The following is a 19572-nucleotide window of genomic DNA, read 5'->3' as shown; positions in this document are numbered from 1 at the left end:
GACCTTGCTGCGCCGCGGTGCCGGCCGTTCGAGCTCGGCGCCGACGTTGCCGCCGAGGCAGGAGCCGGGGAGTCGACGGTGGCGCCCCCGTCGGCGAAGGATGCGCCACGCCGCCGGGCGAACACCTACCAGGCCGCACCGGCCAGCTCGATCGACTTCAGCAAGGTTGCGCAGGCGCCGGTCGAGGCCGCTGCGCTCGAACAGGCGCCGGATGAGCAGGTCGTCAGCGAGCCGGCGTCCGCCCAGCAGGCCCCGGCAGCGGACTACGACGCCGACCAGATCGATCTCCCCGACGACCAGACCAATGACCCGGTGACCGCAACTGCCCCGGTGACCGCCGAGGAAGCCGCCAGCGCTATCGACACCGAGGAACTAGACACCGAGGAACTAGACGCCGAGGAACTACGCGCCGACCAGGCCGCCACCACTCCGGCGGTCGAGAAGCCGGAGTCGGCCGTCGGCCGGATGGGTCGACTGCGCGGTCGCCTGGCCCGCTCCAACTCGGCCATCGGCAAGGCGTTGCTGAGTCTGCTGGCCAAGGGTGAACTGTCCGACGCCGACTGGGAGGACGTCGAGGATGTCCTGCTCGGCGCCGACCTGGGCGCTTCGGCGACGACGGAGCTGGTGGACCGGTTGCGGACCCGCGTGGCCGTCCATGGCACCCCTACTCCGGAACAACTGCACGACTGGCTGCACACCGAACTGCTCGCGCTGGTCGACCCGTCGATGGACCGCCGGATCGCCGCCACCCGCGTCGGTGAGCGTCCCGCCGTACTCATGGTCGTAGGGGTCAACGGCACTGGCAAGACCACGACCGTCGGCAAGCTCGCCCGGGTCCTGGTCGCCCAGGACAAGCAGCCGGTCCTCGGAGCCGCGGACACCTTCCGTGCCGCCGCCGCCGATCAGCTGCAGACCTGGGGAGCCCGTGTCGGGGTGCCGACCATCCGCTCCGACAAGGAAGGGGCCGATCCGGCAGCGGTCGCCTTCGATGCGGTCAAAGCCGGCACCGAGCAGCACGCCGATGTGGTCCTCATCGACACCGCCGGGCGCCTGCACAACAAGGTCGGCCTGATGGATGAGTTGCGCAAGGTCAAGCGGGTCGTGGAGAAGCAGAGCCCGATCGATGAGTGCCTGCTCGTGCTGGACGCGACCACCGGTCAGAACGGGATGCAGCAGGCCCGGATCTTCAGCGAGGCCGTCGACGTCACCGGTGTCGTACTCACCAAGCTCGATGGCACCGCCAAGGGCGGCATCGTGGTCCTGGTGCAGCGCGAACTCGGAGTGCCGGTCAAGCTGGTGGGCCTGGGGGAGGGCCCGGACGATCTGGCTCCCTTCGACCCCTCGGCCTTCGTGGACGCCGTACTCAACTAGAGCCTCAGGCGCTCTGGCGCCGGTCCGTGCGCACCATCGGATCGGACAGCATCCAGCGGATCAACCCGACCCCGACCTGGCCGGCGCCGCGCAACGGCACCGCACCGCCGGGTAGCAAGCGCACCCCCAGCAGCCGCCGGGCGTGTGCGGGCAGCGTCCCGAGCGCCCCGGCGACGAGGGTGAGGTATCCGGGGCGGACCCCCAGCGGCATCGGCGGATCCGCCGCAATGAACCGCAGTGTTTCGCGGGCCGCCGGGGTACCCACCAGTTCCGCAGAGAAGCGGTCCAACGCCGATGCCAGTTCGGCCACGGTTTGCGGCGGGTCAATCACACCGAGCCGCGCCGCGATCGAACCTGCTTGGGCCACATACCGATCCGCGTCGTACGCCGAGAGCCGGCTCGCGCCGTACGTCTGGTAACAGGTCAGGAAACTGTCGGTCTCCGCCACGTGCACCCACATCAACAGATGAGGGTCGCTCGCGGCGTACGGGCGCCCGTCGTCGGCGGTGCCTTTCACCCGGCGGTGCATGCCCCGGATCCGGGCGATCAGCCGCTCCGCGTCCGCGACGGTCCCGAAGGTGGTCGTCGAGATGTACGCGCTGGTCTGCTGCAGGCGGCCCCACGGGTCGTCGCGGTAGCGGGAGTGCTGATCGACCCCGGCCATGGCCAGCGGATGAAGGGACTGCAGGAGCAGGGCCCGGATGCCGCCCAGGAACATCGAGGCGTCCAGATGCACCCGCCAGATCGGATCCTCGGGAGTGAACCACCGCTCACCCTCGGCTCCCCAGATGGCACTGGCCCGCTGCGTCGCATCCTCCCCGGCGACCTTCGATCGCAGAGCCAGCGCTGCGCGATGGCGCAGGATGTCGTGAACCTGCCGTGCGGGGGCCAGGACGGGTCGAGTGATCGCAACGGGGCTGGTCAGACGCGGTGCGAGCACCTATCCAGTGTGCAACAGCCACTTTGCAACACAGAGTTAACACACGACACGTTCGGGTGAAATGCGCCGTTGCGAGGGTTCAGCCCCATGAGCGCACTATCACTTGTGGCGGCGGATACGCCGACACTCGACACCGGTAACACCGCGTGGATGCTGACGTCAGCCGCGTTGGTGCTGTTCATGACCATCCCCGGTCTGGCCCTGTTCTACGGCGGCCTGAACCGATCCAAGGGTGTCCTGAACATGATCATGATGTCCTTCGGCGCCTTCGGCGTCATCGGCATCGTCTATGTGCTGTGGGGCTACTCGATGTCCTTCGGCCCCAACAACGTTGGCGGACTCTTCGCCAACCCCTTCGACTTGTGGGCACTGAAGGATCTGCTGCCCGGCGCGCCGGGGCGGACGCGTCGCTGGCGTACACGGCGACCGGCGTACCCACGCTGGTGTTCGTGGGGTTCCAGTTCACCTTCGCCGCGATCACCGTCGCGCTGATCAGCGGTTCGCTGTCGGACCGCGTGAAGTACTCCACCTGGCTGGTCTTCTCGGTCCTGTGGGTCACCCTGGTGTACTTCCCGCTGGCCCACATGGTCTGGGGCGGTGGCCTGCTCAGCGGTTCGGCCGACGGCATCGCCGCCAAGATCTTCGGTACCACCGACGGGGTGGCGACGGTCGCACCCATTGACTTCGCGGGTGGAACAGTCGTTCACATCAACGCCGGTATGGCCGGCCTGGTGCTGTGCCTCTTCCTCGGCAAGCGCATCGGCTTCGGCAAGGTTGCGATGCGGCCTCACAACGTGCCGCTGGTCATGCTGGGTGCCGGCATCCTGTGGTTCGGTTGGTTCGGCTTCAACTCCGGGTCGGCGCTGGCCGCGAACGAGTCGGCCGGCCTGGTATGGGTCAACACGACTACCGCGACCTGCGCGGCCATGATCGGCTGGCTGCTGGTCGAGAAGTTCCGCGACGGTCACGCCACCTCGGTGGGTGCCGCCTCGGGCATCGTGGCCGGCCTGGTCGCCATTACTCCGGCCTGTGGCAACGTCACCCCGTGGGGGTCGATCGCCGTCGGTGCGATCGCCGGTGTCCTGTCGGCGTTCGCGGTCGGTCTGAAATACAAGCTGGGGTACGACGACTCGCTCGACGTCGTCGGCGTCCACCTGGTCTCGGGCTTCTGGGGCACCATCTCCCTCGGCTTCTTCGCCCGCGGAACCGGCCTGTTCTACGGCGGCTGGAAGCAGCTGATCGTGCAGTTGATCATCGCCTGTGCCGCGCTGCTCTTCACGGCGGTCATGACGGCGATCATTGCGGTCGTGCTCAAGTACGCGATGGGTTGGCGCATCTCTGCTGACGCCGAGGCAGAGGGCATCGACCAGACTGAGCATGCAGAGACGGCGTACGACCTGGCGACAAACTCATTCGGGTCCGTCGCCACGTTCGCCCACGAGGAAGGAGCCAACGCATGAAGCTGGTCACCGCCATCATCAAGCCGTTCAAGCTGGACGAGGTCAAGGAGGCCCTGGAGGCCTACGGCATCGCCGGAATGACCGTGAGCGAGGCCAGCGGTTACGGCCGCCAGCGCGGTCACAGCGAGGTCTACCGGGGCGCCGAGTACAACGTCGACTTCGTCAGCAAGACCCGGTTGGAGGTCATCGTCGACGACGCTGACGCCACCAACGTGGTCGACGTGATCGTCAAGGCCGCCCAGACCGGGCGGATCGGTGACGGCAAGGTGTGGATCGTCCCCGTCGAGGAGGTAGTCCGCGTCCGGACCGGTGAGAAGGGCCCTACCGCACTCTGACGCCGTCCCTGACCACACCATCCGACAACCACCGAGAGAGGCTGTCATGAGTACCCACGCGGACCACATGACAGAGCGTCTCGACCTCGCCGGTACCCGCGACTTCACACGTCCGGGTGCCGGCGAGGCACGTCGGGCCCGCCTGGTCGCCTACGGCCGGCAGTGGCTCGGCGGTCTCTGGGACGAAGCGATCCGGCCCCTGCACACGGGTTCGCAGGATGGCGTCGCCCTCGCCGCCGTCGGCAGTTTCGCCCGCGGCGATGGCGGCCCGCTGTCCGACTACGACCTGGTGCTGTTGCACGACGGCCGCTCGCTGCGCCCCGAAGTCATCACGGCGCTCGCGGACCGCATCTGGTACCCCGTCTGGGATGCCGGTGTCCGGCTCGATCACAGCGTGCGCACGATGGCCGAGTGCCGGGGCGCGGCCAGCGGTGACCTCGCGGCGGCGGTCGGCATGCTCGACATCGACTGGGTCGCCGGAGACCCCGTGCTGGTCTCCGGGGTGCGCCAGATGATCGCCCACGATTGGCGGGCCAACGCCCGCAAACGCCTGCCGGAACTCATCGAGGCGACTCGCCGGCGGCACGAGCGCCACGGCGACCTGACCACCTCGATCGAACCCGATCTCAAAGAGGGCCGGGGCGGTCTGCGAGATATGACCGTGTTGAAGGCCCTGACCGCCGCGTGGCTTTCGGATCGTCCGCACGGGGAGGTCGACGCGGCGTACAACACCCTGCTGGACGTGCGCGACGCACTGCACGTGGCCACCGGGCGAGGCCGGGATCGCCTGGGCCGGGAGGACCAGGACGCGGTCGCCGCGCTGCTCGGGCATCCGGACCCGGACGCTCTCCTGACCGACGTCGTCCAGTCCGCCCGGGTGATCAGCTACTCGCTCGACGGCACCGCCCGTCGAGCTGCGCAATCCCAGCGCGCGCGTACGCCGCGCATCGGTCCCCGCCGCCCCGTCCTGTCCCCGGTGGGTTACGGACTCTACGAGCACGACGCGGAGATCGTCCTCGGCCCCGCCTTCACCACCCGGCCGACACCCCTGCTCCTGCTACGCGCGGCTCGCGCCGCCGCGCGCCGGGAGATTCCGCTGGCTCCTGCCACCCTGGCCAACCTGACCACCTCACTCCAGCCGCCGAGCGTGCCCTGGGAGCCGGAGATCCGGGACGCCTTCGTGGACCTGCTCGCGGCCGGACCCGGTCTGATCCAGGTGTGGGAGTCCCTTGACCTCGGCGGCGTCATCGGCACCTGGATCCCGGAGTGGCGGGCAGTGCGAAGTCGCCCGCAGCGCAATGCGATCCACCGGCACACCGTCGACCGCCACCTCATCGAGACGGTCGTGGAGGCCGCTGACCTGCGGGTGGACGTCGAGCGACCCGACCTGCTGCTGGTCGCCGCCCTGCTACACGACATCGGCAAGATCTCCGGGGTCCACGACCATGCCGTCGAAGGGGCGCCCGTCGCGGCCAACATCGCCCGCCGGATGGGCTTCTCCCGCGACGACGTCGATGTCATCGAATTGCTGGTCCGAGAGCACCTGTCGCTGGTGGACCTCGCGACGCGCCGGGATCCGGACGATCCGCAGACCGTGAACGCCCTGGTTGCTGCCGTCGAGGAGCGTCGCGACATCCTCGAACTGCTGCGCGCCCTCACCCAGGCCGACGCGGTCGCCGCCGGACCGCGGGCCTGGACCCAGTGGCGGGCGACTCTGACCGAACAACTCACCGAGCACGCCCGGGCCGCGCTGGGTGACCGGCACGTCATCGCAGCCGAACCCGCCGACATCGACCAGGAACTCGATCCGCAGGTGTTGCGGGACCTGGCCAACGGCGTTCCCAGTGTGGAAGTGGTGGCTACGGCCGCGGGTGCCCGGGTCGAGATCGCCGACAGGGACCGGTTGGGCCTGTTCGCCGACTCCGCCGGCCTGTTGTCGGCGGCTGGGGTGCAGGTGCGCTCTGCGCGGGTGCGCACCATCGACGGGGTCGCCGTCAACACCTGGGAGATCGAGGCGCCGTCCGGTGATCTACCGCAGGCGGAGAACCTGCAGCGCGGTCTCAGTGCGCTGGCGCGCGGGGACCGGTCACCGTTGCGGGTCCTGGAACGCCGGCGCCGGGCTGCCACGCCGGCCACCGTGGGGACTCGTGCGACCGTGATCCCCGGCGCGTCCGCCGAGGCGACCGTCATCGAGGTCCGCTCGCAGGACCGCCCCGGACTGTTGCGCGACATCGGTATGACGTTCGCGCGGTTCGGGCTCGGGGTGCGCTCGGCCCACGTGGCGACGTACGCCGGTCAGACCCTGGATACGTTCTACGTCACCGCCGCGGGCGGTCACCCGGTCACCCCGCCGCAGGTGGCCCAGGTGATTGCGGCGCTCATCGACGCCTGCGACGGTCCGGTCCCCGCCTGAGCGCTCGCGATTCCTGACCGGCGGGGCCCGGAAGATACCCTGAACCTCGTGTTCAACACTCTGTCGGATCGTCTCACCTCGACGTTCAAGAACCTGCGCGGCAAAGGCCGGTTGTCCGAATCGGACATCAACTCGACCATCCGCGACATCCGCCTCGCGCTGATCGACGCCGACGTCGCGACGCCGGTGGTGCGTGAGTTCACCGGGCGGGTGCGCGAGCGCGCCCTGGGCGCGGAGGTCAGCGGCGCGCTGAACCCCGCCCAGCAGGTCGTCAAGATCGTCAACGAGGAGCTCGTCTCCATCCTCGGCGGGCAGACCCGCAACCTGCAGATGGCCAAGTCGGGCCCGACGGTCATCATGCTGGCCGGCCTGCAGGGTTCGGGTAAGACCACCTTTGCCGGCAAGCTTGCGCGTTTCCTGCGCGATCAGGGCCACTTTCCGGTGCTGGTGGCTGCCGACTTGCAGCGCCCGAACGCCGTCACCCAGTTGGAGGTCGTCGGCGACCGGGCCGGGGTCCCGGTCTTCGCCCCTGAGCGGGGCAACGTGGGCGGGCACGACGCTGTGGCGGAGGACGTGGAGGGCACCCGGTCCTACGGCGACCCGGTGTGGGTGGCGCAAGCAGGTGTAGCCCAGGCGAAGGTGCGCCAGTACGACGTGGTGATCATCGACACCGCCGGTCGCCTGGCCGTCGACGAGAGCCTCATGCAACAGGCCCGCGACATCCGCGACGCCACCCAACCCGATGAGGTCCTGTTCGTCATCGACGCCATGATCGGTCAGGCGGCGATCGAAACGGCATTGGCCTTCTCCGAGGGTGTCGACTTCACCGGCGTCGTGCTGTCCAAGCTGGACGGTGACGCCCGCGGTGGCGCAGCTCTCTCGGTGGCCTCGGTCACCGGTCGGCCGATCATGTTCAGCTCCACCGGTGAGCAGGTCAAGGACATCGAGGTCTTCCACCCCGACCGGATGGCCTCCCGGATCCTCGACATGGGCGACGTCCTGACGCTGATCGAGCAGGCCGAGAAGGCGTTCGACAAGCGCCAGGCCGCCGAGATGGCCCGCAAGTTCATGGAGGAGGAGGATTTCACCTTCGATGACTTCCTCCAGCAGATGTCGGCCATCAAGAAGATGGGCAACTTCAAGGCGCTGCTGGGAATGATGCCCGGCATGGCCGGTATGAAGGACCAGCTCGACTCTCTCGATGAACGGGAGTTCGACCGGGTCGAGGCCATGGTGCGTTCCATGACTCCGTTCGAGCGCACCCACCCCAAGCAGATCAACGGGTCACGTCGCGCCCGCATCGCTCGCGGCTCCGGTGTCTCGGTATCCGAGGTCAACCAGCTGCTGGAGCGGTTCACCCAGGCACAGAAGATGATGCGCCAGATGCGGCGCGGCGGTGGAATGCCCGGTATGCCGGGGATGCCGGGCCTTGGTGGGGGTGCTCCCAAGCGGGGCAAGCAGCAGGGCAAGAAGGGCAAGAGCGGGAATCCGGCCAAGCGGGCGCAGCAGGAGCAGGCAGCCGCCCAGAAGGCGGCGGATGCTCGCACCCGCGCCCTGGAAGGGGCCTTCGGGGCGCCGGAAGAAGAGGCCGATCTGGCCAATCTGAAGCTGCCGAAGGGTTTCGAGAAGTACCTCGGCCAGAAGGATTGATCGTCGGCCGCGGGTGGCGACACGCCGAGCAATCCGGCGTCCGTCGCGCGTGTGACGACTGGTGCCATAGTTAAAGTTGGGTCAGAAGTGCCCATCTACGACTAAGTCTGGGTTTAATGGTGGCCATGCGCCGACACGCTGCCGCCCTCGCAGTCGTTCTCGCCTCCGCCGCCGGCATCACCACCGCGGCCGCTCCGGACGCTCAGGCGTGGCGTCCACCACCAGTGAAAGCCTGTGGCGCGACCGCGGCCGACAAGGCCCTCGCGGCCACGTTGTCACCCACGATCCATTCCGCCGGACTGGCCGGTGTCAGTGCTGATCAGGTGTCCTGTGCCCGGCAGATCCTCGCCGAGGTCAAAGCCGAAGGCTTCACCACCCAGGCCGGGAAGATCGCGCTGATGACGGCCATCACGGAGACCGGTCTGCGCAACTACCTCGGCGGTGACCGCGACAGCCTCGGGCTCTTCCAGCAGCGCCCCTCGATGGGCTGGGGGACCAGGGCGCAGATCATCCGCCCCTCCTACAGCACCCACAGGTTCCTGGCGGCGATGACCAAGCGCTATCCCAAGGGATCCTGGGCCCGCACAGACCCGGGGCGGGTCGCGCAGAACGTCCAGCGATCGGCGTACCCGAGTCGGTACAACCGGGAACGCACCTCGGCCGCCAGGCTGGTGGCGGCGTTGTGGAAGGGCAGCTCAGCACCCAGCGCACCGGTGAAACCGACCAAGCCGGCGAAACCGACCAAGCCTGCACCGGTGTCTTCCGCACAGGCCCTCGTCGTGCCCGGCGGCGGAATCCGGGTCCGCTCTGGACCGACCACCGCAGCGAAGCAGATCCGCTTCCTGCGCGGCGGCAGCAAGGTGACGGCGACCTGCCAACGCGCCGGCAAGTCGGTGACGATCGGCAGGTACCGCAGCGCCTATTGGTCCTACCTGCCGGCCCAGAAGGGGTACGTCAGCAACGCGGCCATGCACCGCAACGGAGCCACCGCCCTGAAGGCTTGCTGAGGTCAGCCGACGAGCTCTTCCTCGGTCTCCTCTTCGACCATCTCGGCCTCGCTCTGCGGCGCGGTCGCCTCACCCGCCAGACGGCGGGACCGCTCGCGCAGTGCGGCGAGGCAGAGCAGCAGGCCGCCGGCGACGACCCAGCCGACGATCTTGAGCACGTCGCTGCCGATGCCCAGGCCGGGGAAGTAGATCAGGTCGCGGCCGGCTTCGTTCAGGCCGGCACCGATCCAGAAATGGTGCAGGGCGGCGAAGAAGCCCGGCTGCAGCGCGGGTGGGAACACGCCGCCGCTGGTCGTGAAGTTCAGGCCGACGAAGAGGGTGACCATGGCCAGTGTCGTGAACCGGCCGATCAACGAGTGCAGCGAAATGCCGAACGCCATGATCGCCAAGCAGTAGACGAAGGCCAGCAGCCCGATCTGCCACTGATGCGAGGGCAGCGCGTGGAAGACGAGCGTGGCGATACCGGTCGCCAGGACGGTGTTCACGGCGGCGGCACCCACGCCGAGGCCGATCCGGGTGCGCATCGGCTTGCTCGCAGCGGCCACACCGATGGCGATCGCCGTGCCGTAGCCGCCGACCGTGAGCGCGACCAGGTAGAAGAACAGCGACTGCCCACTGGGGTCGGCGTCAGGATCCACCGGGACGACATCCCGGATGTCCAGGGTAGCCCGGCGCCGGCCGCGACCGGCTGGAACATCCGCTCGACGGTCACCGCCTGGGTGTCGGACGCCGCCGTGCTGACCAGCAGGGCCGGCTTGGTGGGGGACAGCACGAACGCTCCGGCGATGTCGCGGTGTTCGATGCTGGTCGTGGCCTCGGCCGTCGAGGACACCAGTTCCAGGTCGGCCGCGTCACCGAACGCGGTCTGCAGTTTCTGCGTGGTCGCGGTTGCGACGGGGCCCGACCCGACGATGTCGATGCGCAGGTGGTCCGGCGACGGGTGGTGGAAGCCGCCCAGGTAGGCCAGGGCCATGACCGCGCCCATGATCAATGGAACAGCGATGTGCGACAACACGGTTCGCATCGTGGGTGGAGTCTGGGCGGTATGGGACACGGGTTTCCTCACCTGATGAGTTGTAAAGTGCAACTAATATGGTTGTAATATACAACTCATGGTGACCGAGCGACAAGTCCGATCAGGTACGCCGCGAAAGGAGCGGGTGCGCGACGAGGCTCGCGTCCTGGTCGAGTTGACGGTGTTCTCCCGCAGGGTCCGCGCTGACGCCCGAGACGTCCACCCCGAACTCAGCTACGTCGACTTCACCCTGCTCCGGATCGTGCAGGACAACCCCGGGGTGCTCGCGGGAGATCTGGCCGATGCGGCCCGGATCGACAAGTCCACGGCCAGTAGGCAGCTGAGCGCACTGGTCCGCCGCGGCCTGTTGGAACGCACCGGCTCCGGCGGCCGGGAGGGCAAGCCGCTCGAACTGACTGCGCAGGGCCGGCGGATAACCGCCCGGGCGCAGGAAGCCCAACAGGCACTGGTCGCGCAGCGACTGGCCGACTGGAGTGCGGCCGACGTCGCGGTCTTCGCCGACCTTCTGGCGCGGTACAACGAGGCCGACGCGCCCTCAGCGTGACCTGCGCAGGTGACTAAGGTCGCGTCCATGGGTTACGTTGCGCCGCCCCTGCACCTGACCGGACCGGTTCTGCTCGGCCCCGACGAAGAGCGTGACGGGTTGTGGGTGATCGACGGCCGGATCAGCTTCTCGCCCCCGACGGCCGGGGAGTCCGTGACGCTCGACGGCTGGGTCCTGCCCGGCCTGGTCGATGCCCACTGTCACGTCGGGCTGGAAGCCCAGGGCGGCGTACCTCCCGAGCGGGCCGAGGAGCACGCGCGCGCCGACCGGACCGCCGGCGCATTGCTGCTGCGCGACGCGGGCAGCCCCGTGGACACGCACTGGATCGACGAGAGGGCGGACCTGCCGCGCATCATCCGGGCCGGGCGGCATATTGCCCGTACCCACCGCTACATCCGCAACTTCGCCCACGAGATCGAGCCGGAGGAACTGGTCGAGTACGTCCGTCGCGAGGCTCGTCGCGGGGACGGCTGGGTGAAGTTGGTGGGGGACTGGATCGACCGCGACGCCGGTGATCTCGCGCCGTCGTTCCCCAAGGAGGTGCTGCCGGCGGCGATCGCGGCAGCACACGAAGAGGGTGCGAGGGTGACGGCGCATTGTTTCGGGGAGCAGTCACTCTTCGACCTCGCCGATGCGGGGATCGACTGCATCGAGCACGCCACCGGTCTGACGCCGGAGTCGATCGCCCTGTTCGCCCAGCGCGAGATCGCGATCGTCCCGACCCTGGTCAACATCGCCAACTTCCCCAAGTTCGCCGACGCGGGAGAAGCGAAGTTCCCCGGGTACGCCGCGCACATGCGCGATCTCTACGAGCGGCGCTTCGACACGATCGCTGCCGCTCACGATGCCGGGCTGGACATCTACGTGGGCACTGACGCCGGCGGTCAGCTGCCGCACGGGCTGGTCGCGCAGGAGGTCGAGGCGCTGACCCAGGCCGGGTTGACGCCGCTGGAGGCGCTGGACGCCGCCACGTGGAAGGCGCGGGCGTGGTTGATGCGTCCGGCGATCCAGGAGGGTGCCAGCGCCGATCTGGTCGTCTACGAGGCCGACCCACGGCGCGACGTGCGAGTACTGGCGGATCCGAAACATGTGATTCTGCGGGGGCGGAGCTGGTGAGCTGGTGGTCCGGTCCCGGGACACAGTTGACCGCGCAGGGTGAGCGGGTACGCGTCGCCCCCGCGGCCACGGCCGACGTGCCGGCCTACCGGGAGGCCGTGCGGTTGTCGAAAGAACGCATCGGGCGATGGAACCCCGTCAACGCGGCGGACCTCGAATGGCACCTGACCCGGCAGTCACCGGAACACCGCACCTTTCTGATCCATGCGCTGGATCCGGCCGGATCGCACGGCATCGTCGGAAAGGTCAACGTCACCAACGTGGTTCGCGGCCGGTTCGATTCGGGGACCCTGGGGTACGACGCCTACGACCCGTACGCCGGTCGCGGCCTGTTCGCCGAGGGGCTGCGGCTCGTCGTGGGGCTGGCCCTGACCGCCATGCCGGACGGAATGGGGCTGCACCGCGTTGAAGCGAATGTCAGACCCGGCAACGAACGATCGGCAGGACTGTTGCGGTCATTGGGTTTCCGGCGCGAGGGCACCGTCCGCCGGATGCTGCGGCTGGACGGTCCTGACGGGCAGTTGTGGCGTGACCACGACATGCACGCCCTGACGGTCGAGGAATGGCCTGGCACGCCGTACCCGCCGCACCAGCCCGAACGCCTTGCGGTGCTTGTCGATTCGAGTCTGGGCACGCAGTTCGCCCACCGGCTCAGCCAGGAGCTGGGCGTACCGCTCTTCGATCAGAGCCTGATACCGCAGCCGGAGGTGCTGCTGGCCGTGCTGTCGGCTTCACCGGTGGGCGCGGTCGTCCTCGGCGCGGATCGGCTGGCCGATGAGCAGCTGCAGGCCGCTGGCTACGACCCGGCCCGCACGCCTCGGATCGGCCCCGGGTCCGGGCCTGTCGTCGACCTGGGCGTCGACCCGGCGAAGCCGATCGACGCGCGACGGGTGACGGCGATGGCGTTGCGGTGCAAGGCAGTCTCCGTCGGACAAATGGAACGGGATTCACCCGGATCCAGCGATCCGGGGTGAATCCCGTTCCAGAAGTGCAGGTGCGAGATCAGGCGGGGACGGAAACCTTCTCCGACTGCCGCAGGTCCTCCGGCTCCAGCGTGCCGGTCATCTGCAGCGGCCGCTCGGTCAGGTAGCGCACGTAGGCGTACGGCGTGAAGAAGCCCGGCAGGTAGCTACCGAACGCGACCTCCTCCAGCACGCCCCGAGCCGCCTCGTAGGCGCCCTTCTCGGTGTGCGGAAGGCTGCGGGTCAGCTTGTTGATCTCTTCGCTGACGATCCGGTCCAGCAACTGGCGGTTGACCTCGGGGCCCTCGGCCAACTGCGAGTTGTGGAACAGCCACTGCCACAGTTGTGCTCGGCAGATCTCCACGGTCGCGGCATCCTCGACGTGATTGTCGATCGCCACCGCGCCGCGGCCGCCGACCCACGCGGCGAGGTACTGCAGCGCCACCGAGATGTTGTTGCGCACACCCTCCAACGTGATGGTCTGCACCAGGCCGTCGAGGGAGACCAGATCCTGCGCCGTGATGTTCACGGTGGGGATCTTGTCGCGCTGGTCGGGCTTGTCACCCAGCACCGCGTCGTACGCCTCCTGGCAGATCGCGACGAGCGCGGGGTGTGCGACCCAGGAGCCGTCGTACCCTTCAGCGGCTTCGCGCTCCTTCTCGGTCTGCACCTGGGCCATCGCGCGCATCCGGCTGGTCTCGTCCTGGCGGGAGGGGTTCACGTTGGCCGGGCCGCCGATCGCGTGAGCGCCGCGCCGGTGGCAGGTGGCGATCATCAGGTCGGTGCAGGCCCGCACGAACGGCGCACTGGCGGTGATGCGCTCGCGGTCCGGGAGCACGAACTCCTCACCGCGGTGGGCGAACGTGCGCACGTAGCTGAAGATGTAGTCCCAGCGGCCGGCGTTCAGGCCGGCGCTGTGCTCGCGCAGTTCGTAGAGGATCTCGTCCATCTGGAACGCCGCGGTCATCGTCTCGATGTGCGCGGTAGCGCGGATGGTCCCGCGCGCGATCCCCAGCTCGTCCTGGGCCAGGTTGAACACGTCGTTCCACAGGCGAGCTTCGTCGGCCGACTCGATCTTGGCCAGGTAGAAGTAGGGTCCGAAGCCCTGGTCGATCAGCTTCTGGGCGTTGTGGAAGAAGTAGAGACCGAAGTCCACCAGCGCCGCCGACAGGGGTCGGCCGTCGACGCTCAGGTGCTTCTCGCACAGGTGCCAGCCACGGGGGCGCAGCATGATCGTGGGCCGGTCGCCGGTGGGCTTGACGTCGCGGTCCTCGTAGTCGACGTAGGACAGCGTGCCGTCGATCGCGTCCTTGAGGTTGACCTGACCGCCGATGATGTTGGCGAAGGTCGGTGCGGTGGAGTCTTCCAGGTCGGCCACCCAGACGTTCGCGCCGGAGGACAGCGCGTGCACCGCCATCCGGCGGGTCACCTGCGACACCAGCTCGCAGCGACGGTTGGTGAGGCCAGGGGCCGGCTCGGCGACCTGCCAGGACGCGTCGTCACGGATGGCGGCGGTCAGTTCGGAGAAGTCGAGGTTGGCGCCGGCGTTGATCGCCCGCGCCTTCTCGCGCCGCAACTGCAGCAGTTCGGCGCGGCGCCCGGCGAAGGCACCATCGAGTACGGCGAGGAACTCCAGCGCTTCAGGAGTCAGGATCTCCTCGAATCGGGGTTGCAGCGCGCCACGGATGGTGGCGGTCCGACGCTGACCGTTCATAGCTCTTCCTTGCTGGCGGGGGGCCGATTACTGGTGCCGTATGGCGATGGGTGGGGTTGGTTTCCTGGCTCGCGGGTCGAAATGTGTGACCCGGGCCCCCGCGACCGGAGCCAGGTTGACCGCGGGGGACCGGGTGGTGCGTGGTGCCGGCGGCGGACACCGGGAGGATGTACGCCGCCGGCAAACCGTTGCGGCTTAGTGGAACTGGGCCGCTTCGGTTGAGTTGGCCAGCGCCGTGGTGGAGCTGTCCGGGTTCAGCGCGGTGGAGACCAGGTCGAAGTAGCCGGTGCCGACCTCGCGCTGGTGCTTGGTGGCGGTGTAGCCGCGCTCCTCGGAAGCGAACTCCGCCTCCTGCAGCTTGACGTAGGCCGCCATCTGCTCGCGGGCGTAGCCGTGCGCCAGGTCGAACATCGAGTAGTTCAGGGCGTGGAAGCCGGCCAAAGTGATGAACTGGAACTTGTAGCCCATCGCGCCCAGCTCGCGCTGGAACTTGGCGATCGTGTCGTCGTCCAGGTGCTTCTTCCAGTTGAAGGACGGCGAGCAGTTGTAGGCCAGCATCTGGTCGGGGAACTTGGCCTTGATGCTCTCGGCGAACTTCTTGGCCAGCTCCAGGTCCGGAGTACCGGTCTCCATCCACAGCAGGTCGGCGTACTCCGCGTAGGCCAGACCGCGGGCGATGCACGGCTCGATACCGTTGCGGACCTCGTAGAAGCCCTCGTTGGTGCGGCCGCCGGTGAGGAACTCGCGGTCGCGTTCGTCCACATCGGTGGTCAGCAGGGTCGCGGCCTCGGCGTCGGTGCGGGCGATGACCACGGACGGCACGCCGGACACGTCGGCGGCGAGGCGCGCGGCGTTCAGGGTGCGCACGTGCTGCTGGGTCGGGATCAGCACCTTGCCACCGAGGTGGCCGCACTTCTTCTCCGAGGCCAGCTGGTCCTCCCAGTGCACACCGGAGGCGCCGGCCACGATCATGGCCTTCATCAGCTCGTAGGCGTTCAACGGACCGCCGAAGCCGGCCTCGGCGTCGGCGACGATCGGCACGACCCATTCATCGACGGTCTTGATGCCCTCGGAGAACTCGATCTGGTCCGCGCGCAGCAGCGCGTTGTTGATGCGGCGCACGACCTGCGGCACCGAGTTGGCCGGGTAGAGCGACTGGTCGGGGTAGGTGTGGCCCGACAGGTTCGCGTCACCGGCGACCTGCCAACCGGACAGGTAGATGGCCTTCAGGCCGGCCTTGACCTGCTGCACCGCCTGGTTGCCGGTGAGCGCGCCCAGCGCGTTGATGTAGTCCTCGGTGTTCAGCTTGTCCCACAGCTGCTCCGAGCCGCGCTTGGCCAGGGTGTACTCCTCCTGGACCGTGCCGCGCAGCTTGACGACGTCACCGGCGGTGTAGTCGCGGCGGACGCCGGCCCAGCGCGGGTTGGTGTGCCAGTCGTTCTGCAGTGCAGCTTCCTGGTCGGCGATGCTCGGGGCGTTGGTGTTGCTCATGGCTCCCTGTCTTTCCCATCCTCGGTGGTGGTGCTTCGTTCGTGAGTAACACTGTGCATGGCGATTGCGCTGATTACCGCGAGGTTTTCGTGTAAAGATCGGCGTTTTTTACGCTATCGTCGGCGTATGGCGAGTATTTCCCGGACGCAGGGTGCGCGATCCACTGTCAAGAGTGGCAATTCTGTCCGTATGACCTCGACAGTGCCGACGCCGGCCGGACGGTTGACCACTCCGGACGAGACGCCGGTGTCCGCGGGCGACAGTCGGGCCACGCCGGACCCCCTGACCCTCGGGCGCCGGTTGCGGCACGCCCGGCAGCAGGCGCAGCGCACGCTGACCGACGTGGCGGACTCGGTGGGCATGTCACCCTCCGCGCTATCTCTGATCGAGACCGGTAAACGCGAACCGCGGCTGTCGGTGCTGACCGCGCTCGCGCACGCGCTGGGCACCAGTGTTCCGGACCTGCTCGCGACCGCGCCGCCGACCCGTCGCGCGGCGTTGGAGATCAAACTCGAACGGGCCCAGCGCAGTGAGGCCTACGAGTTGCTCGGGTTGCCCAAGGTCAAGATCGGCCCCCGGCTGCCCCAGGAGGCTTTGGAGGCGCTGGTCGGAATGCATGAGGCAATGGCCGCCGCGCAGGCCGATCAGGCGGCGACCCCGGAGCACGCCCGCCGCGCCAACCTGGCGCTGCGCGAACGGATGCGGGCCGCCGACAACTACTTCGGCGACATCGAGCAGGCCGCTGCCGACATGCTGCGCTCGATCAACCACGCCGGTGGACCGATCAGCCGCGCGTCGGTCGATCGGCTGGCGGCTCAGATGGGCTTCACGCTTGTGCACACTTCGGATCTGCCGAGCTCGACCCGGACCGTGACCGATCTGCAGAACCAGCGCATCTATCTGCCGCAACCAGAGGCGGGACAACACGATTCGCGATCACTGGCGTTGCAGGCGCTCGCCCATCTGGTGCTGGGTCACCGCGTGCCGGCGGACTACGCGGAGTTCCTCAGCCAGCGGGTGGAGATCAACTACTTCGCCGCGGCGCTGTTGATGCCGGAGAAGGAGACCGTGCAGTATCTGCGAACCGCGATGCAGGACAAGGACATCGCCATCGAGGATCTGCGGGACTTCTTCGCGGTGTCCTACGAAACCGCGGCGCACCGGTTCACCAACCTGGCCACCAAGCACCTGGGGCTACCGGTGCACTTCATGCGGATCGCGCAGAACGGTGTGATCTTCAAGGCCTACGAGAATGACGGCATCCAGTTCCCGAGCGATCCCTCGGGCGCCATCGAGGGGCAGCGGGTCTGCCGGTCGTGGACCGCGCGTCGGGTCTTCGAACAACCGGACCTGTCACAGGCGTTCAAGGCCTACACCGACACCCGCTCCGGCACCTACTGGTGTACCGCCGTCGTCGACCGCACCGCGGAGGGACTGTTCTCCGTCAACGTCGGAGTCCCCTACCAGCACGTGAAATGGTTCCGCGGCCGGGAGACCCAGCACCGCTCCGTCTCGCGGTGCCCGGACCCGGCGTGCTGCACGCAACCGCCCGCCCAGTTGTCGGAGCGGTGGGACGGCCAGGCGTGGCCCTCCGCCCGGGTTCACTCGCACCTGCTCGCCGCGATGCCGCCCGGAGTGTTCCCCGGCGTCGACGACACCGAGGTCTACCGCTTCCTCGAGCGTCATGCGCCGGCGGCACCGCCCATCGACTGAGTGACCGGAACGCCCGGGTGAGTAGTCAACCCACCCGGGCGCTCGGCGTACGTCGATGGTCCGGGGTACGCCGGTCGGTTACCGCAGGCGCAACGCGCGGCTGACCGTCCCGAAGAGGTCGGTCTGGTTGGTCACGCCCAGGACGTTGGCGGCCTGCGGACCGCCGGCAGCGATCCGCACCTGGGTGCCGGTGTGCTGCTGGGACTGACCGTACGGCGCCGTCGCATAGCTGATCGTCATGTCCGCGTCGTCATGCGTGTGCAGCGTCGCGGTGACTCCGGTCGTGGTGGAGCCGGTCTCGACGATCTGGCTGGTGTGGCCGTGGTCGGCGGTGACCACGATCAGCGTGTCGGGGTGCTTGCGCTGGTAGTCCAGGGCCAGCTTGACCGACTTGTCGAACTCGACCGTCTCGCCGATCTGGCCGCAGGGGTTGGCGGCGTGGTCCTGCTTGTCGATCGAGGCGCCCTCGATCTGCAGGAAGAAGCCCTTACGCTGGCCCTGGCTCTGCCGGTCCAGGATGCTCAGGGCCTTACCGGCCATCTGCGACAGGTGCGGCTGCGTCGACGATCGGGCGGTGTTGGGCTGGCAGGTGGTGCTCGGCGTACCGGCGGTGGTCGGGGTCGGGCCGGTCCACTCCAGATCCATGTTGTTCGGCGCGAAGGCACCCAGGACCGGGGTCTTCACGTTGTTCGGCAGTGCGGCGAGGCCGGTGGCATCACTGATCAACCGGTAGCCCTGGGTCTGCGCCTGCTGCCACACCGACAGACCCTGGTAGTTGCCCGCTTGCACGGTCTGGTCGAAGTACTGCTTGCCGCCGCCGAAGGTGACATCGGCCCTGGTGTTGACCAGCTGCTCGGCGATGGAGCCCTTTCCACCGTTCTTCAGGTCGTTGGTCGGACACTTGGTCATGGACTGGGGACCCTTGCAGTCGCGCTGGACGACGTGCGAGACCAGCACCGCCGGCGTGGCGTCCTGCAACTCGGCGGTCGTGACGTTGCCGGTGCGGTAGCCGTTCTTCTTGGCCAGTTCGAGCACGGTCGGCACCGGTTTGCCGTTCGGCAGCACCGAGATGGCGCCGTTGTAGGTCTTGTGGCCGGTGGCCCAGCCGGTGCCGGAGGCGGCCGAATCGGTCACGTAGTCGGGCTTGGTGGGGTCGGACTGCTGGACGGCGTACGTCGTGTACGCGCCGGTCAGGGGCAGTTTGTCCATGGCCAGACGGCCGCTCGCGCCGACCTGGTAGTTGCGGGCGATGGTGATCTCGGAGTCGCCCATGCCATCCCCGATCAGCAGGATGACGTTGCGGGCGCTGCCGCCTTGGATGGCCTGCCGCGCGGCGGCAGTGTTGTCGCGACTGGTGGAGGTGGCGACGCCGATCGAGGTGGCGCCGATCGCGACGGCGAGGGCGCCGACGCCGGTGACGCGGGCGGTCGTGGACAAGCGGGAACGCATAGAAGCTCCAGGTGACGTGACGGATCAAAGCACCGCCCATCCCATCCCGGAACCGGGGTTCATCGAGGAAAGAGACAGCGAAATGCCAGCGAACACCCAGTTAACGCTGGCCGCTGGGCACTGTCGGTGCCCGGTGATCATGCGGTGGACGGATATCACGCAGGGGAGCGAAGAGAAGTGCGAGTTCCCGGCGGCGGCCGTGATGTGAACAGAGTCAATCAGAAACTAACCGACGCGGTGGTAATCGCCCACTTGCTATCGATGCCACTAATCACCGAACTTTCCGTTCAGATACAGACCGTATCGCTTTAGTTTTGTCTATGCGACCGGCTTCACAGGTTCGCTCGTGCCGCAATTCGGTGGCTCGTATG

Annotated in this window: 16 protein-coding genes; 11 read left to right on the top strand and 5 right to left on the bottom strand. The window is 68.2% G+C overall.

The features are described 5' to 3' along the window. Positions 1-78: 78 nt before the first annotated feature. A complete protein-coding gene (gene ftsY / locus ACFQBT_RS12620) occupies positions 79-1371 on the top strand; it encodes a signal recognition particle-docking protein FtsY (RefSeq protein ID WP_377823141.1) in 1293 nt (430 codons plus the stop codon). Between the two features lie 4 nt (positions 1372-1375). Here the strand turns inward: ftsY and ACFQBT_RS12615 are convergent, their stop codons facing one another. Then, the gene (locus ACFQBT_RS12615) at positions 1376-2311 is read right to left on the bottom strand and encodes an oxygenase MpaB family protein (RefSeq protein WP_377823139.1); all 936 of its coding nucleotides are present in this window, start codon (positions 2309-2311) and stop codon (positions 1376-1378) included. 87 nt (positions 2312-2398) lie between these two features. On the opposite strand from ACFQBT_RS12615, the gene ACFQBT_RS19895 reads away from it, so the two are divergent. The 6 genes from ACFQBT_RS19895 to ACFQBT_RS12590 all read left to right on the top strand — a co-directional run bounded on the left by ACFQBT_RS19895 (position 2399) and on the right by ACFQBT_RS12590 (position 9176). After that, positions 2399-2803: a hypothetical protein gene (locus tag ACFQBT_RS19895; protein WP_417281784.1), complete on the top strand. Its 405-nt coding sequence runs from the start codon at positions 2399-2401 to the stop codon at positions 2801-2803. Then, entirely contained in the window at positions 2761-3771 is a 1011-nt protein-coding gene (locus tag ACFQBT_RS12610) for an ammonium transporter (protein ID WP_417281783.1), read from the top strand. Before ACFQBT_RS19895 ends, ACFQBT_RS12610 begins: the two co-directional genes overlap by 43 nt. Then, on the top strand, positions 3768-4106 hold the full coding sequence (locus ACFQBT_RS12605; RefSeq protein ID WP_377823137.1) for a P-II family nitrogen regulator: 339 nt from the start codon (positions 3768-3770) through the stop codon (positions 4104-4106). Before ACFQBT_RS12610 ends, ACFQBT_RS12605 begins: the two co-directional genes overlap by 4 nt. Before the next feature lie 46 nt (positions 4107-4152). Beyond that, positions 4153-6519: a [protein-PII] uridylyltransferase gene (locus ACFQBT_RS12600; protein WP_377823135.1), complete on the top strand. Its 2367-nt coding sequence runs from the start codon at positions 4153-4155 to the stop codon at positions 6517-6519. A gap of 48 nt (positions 6520-6567) precedes the next feature. Next, complete coding sequence (gene ffh / locus ACFQBT_RS12595; protein ID WP_377823133.1) at positions 6568-8169, top strand: signal recognition particle protein; 1602 nt, start codon at positions 6568-6570, stop codon at positions 8167-8169. A gap of 125 nt (positions 8170-8294) precedes the next feature. Continuing rightward, a complete protein-coding gene (locus ACFQBT_RS12590) occupies positions 8295-9176 on the top strand; it encodes a hypothetical protein (protein WP_377823132.1) in 882 nt (293 codons plus the stop codon). Positions 9177-9178: 2 nt separating this feature from the next. On the opposite strand, the gene ACFQBT_RS12585 is transcribed toward ACFQBT_RS12590, so the two are convergent. After that, on the bottom strand, positions 9179-9814 hold the full coding sequence (locus tag ACFQBT_RS12585; RefSeq protein WP_377823130.1) for an ABC-2 transporter permease: 636 nt from the start codon (positions 9812-9814) through the stop codon (positions 9179-9181). 474 nt (positions 9815-10288) lie between these two features. On the opposite strand from ACFQBT_RS12585, the gene ACFQBT_RS12580 reads away from it, so the two are divergent. Genes ACFQBT_RS12580 through ACFQBT_RS12570 form a run of 3 tightly spaced genes read left to right on the top strand, consistent with a single transcriptional unit; the run spans position 10289 to position 12846 of the window. Then, complete coding sequence (locus ACFQBT_RS12580) at positions 10289-10756, top strand: MarR family winged helix-turn-helix transcriptional regulator (RefSeq protein ID WP_377823129.1); 468 nt, start codon at positions 10289-10291, stop codon at positions 10754-10756. Between the two features lie 27 nt (positions 10757-10783). Next, positions 10784-11872: an amidohydrolase family protein gene (locus ACFQBT_RS12575; RefSeq protein ID WP_377825476.1), complete on the top strand. Its 1089-nt coding sequence runs from the start codon at positions 10784-10786 to the stop codon at positions 11870-11872. After that, positions 11869-12846: a GNAT family N-acetyltransferase gene (locus ACFQBT_RS12570; RefSeq protein WP_377823128.1), complete on the top strand. Its 978-nt coding sequence runs from the start codon at positions 11869-11871 to the stop codon at positions 12844-12846. Before ACFQBT_RS12575 ends, ACFQBT_RS12570 begins: the two co-directional genes overlap by 4 nt. 28 nt (positions 12847-12874) lie before the next feature. Here ACFQBT_RS12570 and aceB read toward each other — a convergent pair whose 3' ends face one another. Then, positions 12875-14548, bottom strand: a complete 1674-nt coding sequence (aceB, locus tag ACFQBT_RS12565) for a malate synthase A (protein WP_377823126.1) — start codon at positions 14546-14548, stop codon at positions 12875-12877. Between the two features lie 195 nt (positions 14549-14743). Beyond that, the gene (aceA, locus tag ACFQBT_RS12560; protein WP_377823124.1) at positions 14744-16039 is read right to left on the bottom strand and encodes an isocitrate lyase; all 1296 of its coding nucleotides are present in this window, start codon (positions 16037-16039) and stop codon (positions 14744-14746) included. Between the two features lie 189 nt (positions 16040-16228). Here aceA and ACFQBT_RS12555 point away from each other — a divergent pair, with 189 nt between their 5' ends. Next, positions 16229-17752 (top strand): helix-turn-helix domain-containing protein, encoded by a 1524-nt coding sequence (locus tag ACFQBT_RS12555; RefSeq protein WP_377823123.1) that lies wholly within the window; start codon positions 16229-16231, stop codon positions 17750-17752. 78 nt (positions 17753-17830) lie between these two features. Here ACFQBT_RS12555 and phoA read toward each other — a convergent pair whose 3' ends face one another. Next, positions 17831-19201: an alkaline phosphatase gene (gene phoA, locus ACFQBT_RS12550; protein WP_377823121.1), complete on the bottom strand. Its 1371-nt coding sequence runs from the start codon at positions 19199-19201 to the stop codon at positions 17831-17833. Between the last annotated feature and the right edge of the window lie 371 nt (positions 19202-19572).

Origin of the sequence: Branchiibius cervicis (genome assembly GCF_042661605.1) — a bacterium.
In the GTDB taxonomy this organism is placed as follows: domain Bacteria; phylum Actinomycetota; class Actinomycetes; order Actinomycetales; family Dermatophilaceae; genus Branchiibius; species Branchiibius cervicis.
The sequence above is the reverse complement of the archived record's forward strand: the minus strand, read 5'-3'. Positions and strand labels throughout refer to the sequence as shown.

Coding starts and splice junctions, on each gene's coding strand:
- ACFQBT_RS12600 (WP_377823135.1), top strand. CDS start 4,153: ATGAGTACCCACGCGGACCACATGACAGAGCGTCTCGACCTCGCCGGT.
- ACFQBT_RS12590 (WP_377823132.1), top strand. CDS start 8,295: ATGCGCCGACACGCTGCCGCCCTCGCAGTCGTTCTCGCCTCCGCCGCC.
- ACFQBT_RS12555 (WP_377823123.1), top strand. CDS start 16,229: ATGACCTCGACAGTGCCGACGCCGGCCGGACGGTTGACCACTCCGGAC.
- aceA (WP_377823124.1), bottom strand. CDS start 16,039: ATGAGCAACACCAACGCCCCGAGCATCGCCGACCAGGAAGCTGCACTG.
- ACFQBT_RS12580 (WP_377823129.1), top strand. CDS start 10,289: ATGGTGACCGAGCGACAAGTCCGATCAGGTACGCCGCGAAAGGAGCGG.
- ACFQBT_RS12605 (WP_377823137.1), top strand. CDS start 3,768: ATGAAGCTGGTCACCGCCATCATCAAGCCGTTCAAGCTGGACGAGGTC.
- aceB (WP_377823126.1), bottom strand. CDS start 14,548: ATGAACGGTCAGCGTCGGACCGCCACCATCCGTGGCGCGCTGCAACCC.
- phoA (WP_377823121.1), bottom strand. CDS start 19,201: ATGCGTTCCCGCTTGTCCACGACCGCCCGCGTCACCGGCGTCGGCGCC.
- ACFQBT_RS12575 (WP_377825476.1), top strand. CDS start 10,784: ATGGGTTACGTTGCGCCGCCCCTGCACCTGACCGGACCGGTTCTGCTC.
- ACFQBT_RS19895 (WP_417281784.1), top strand. CDS start 2,399: ATGAGCGCACTATCACTTGTGGCGGCGGATACGCCGACACTCGACACC.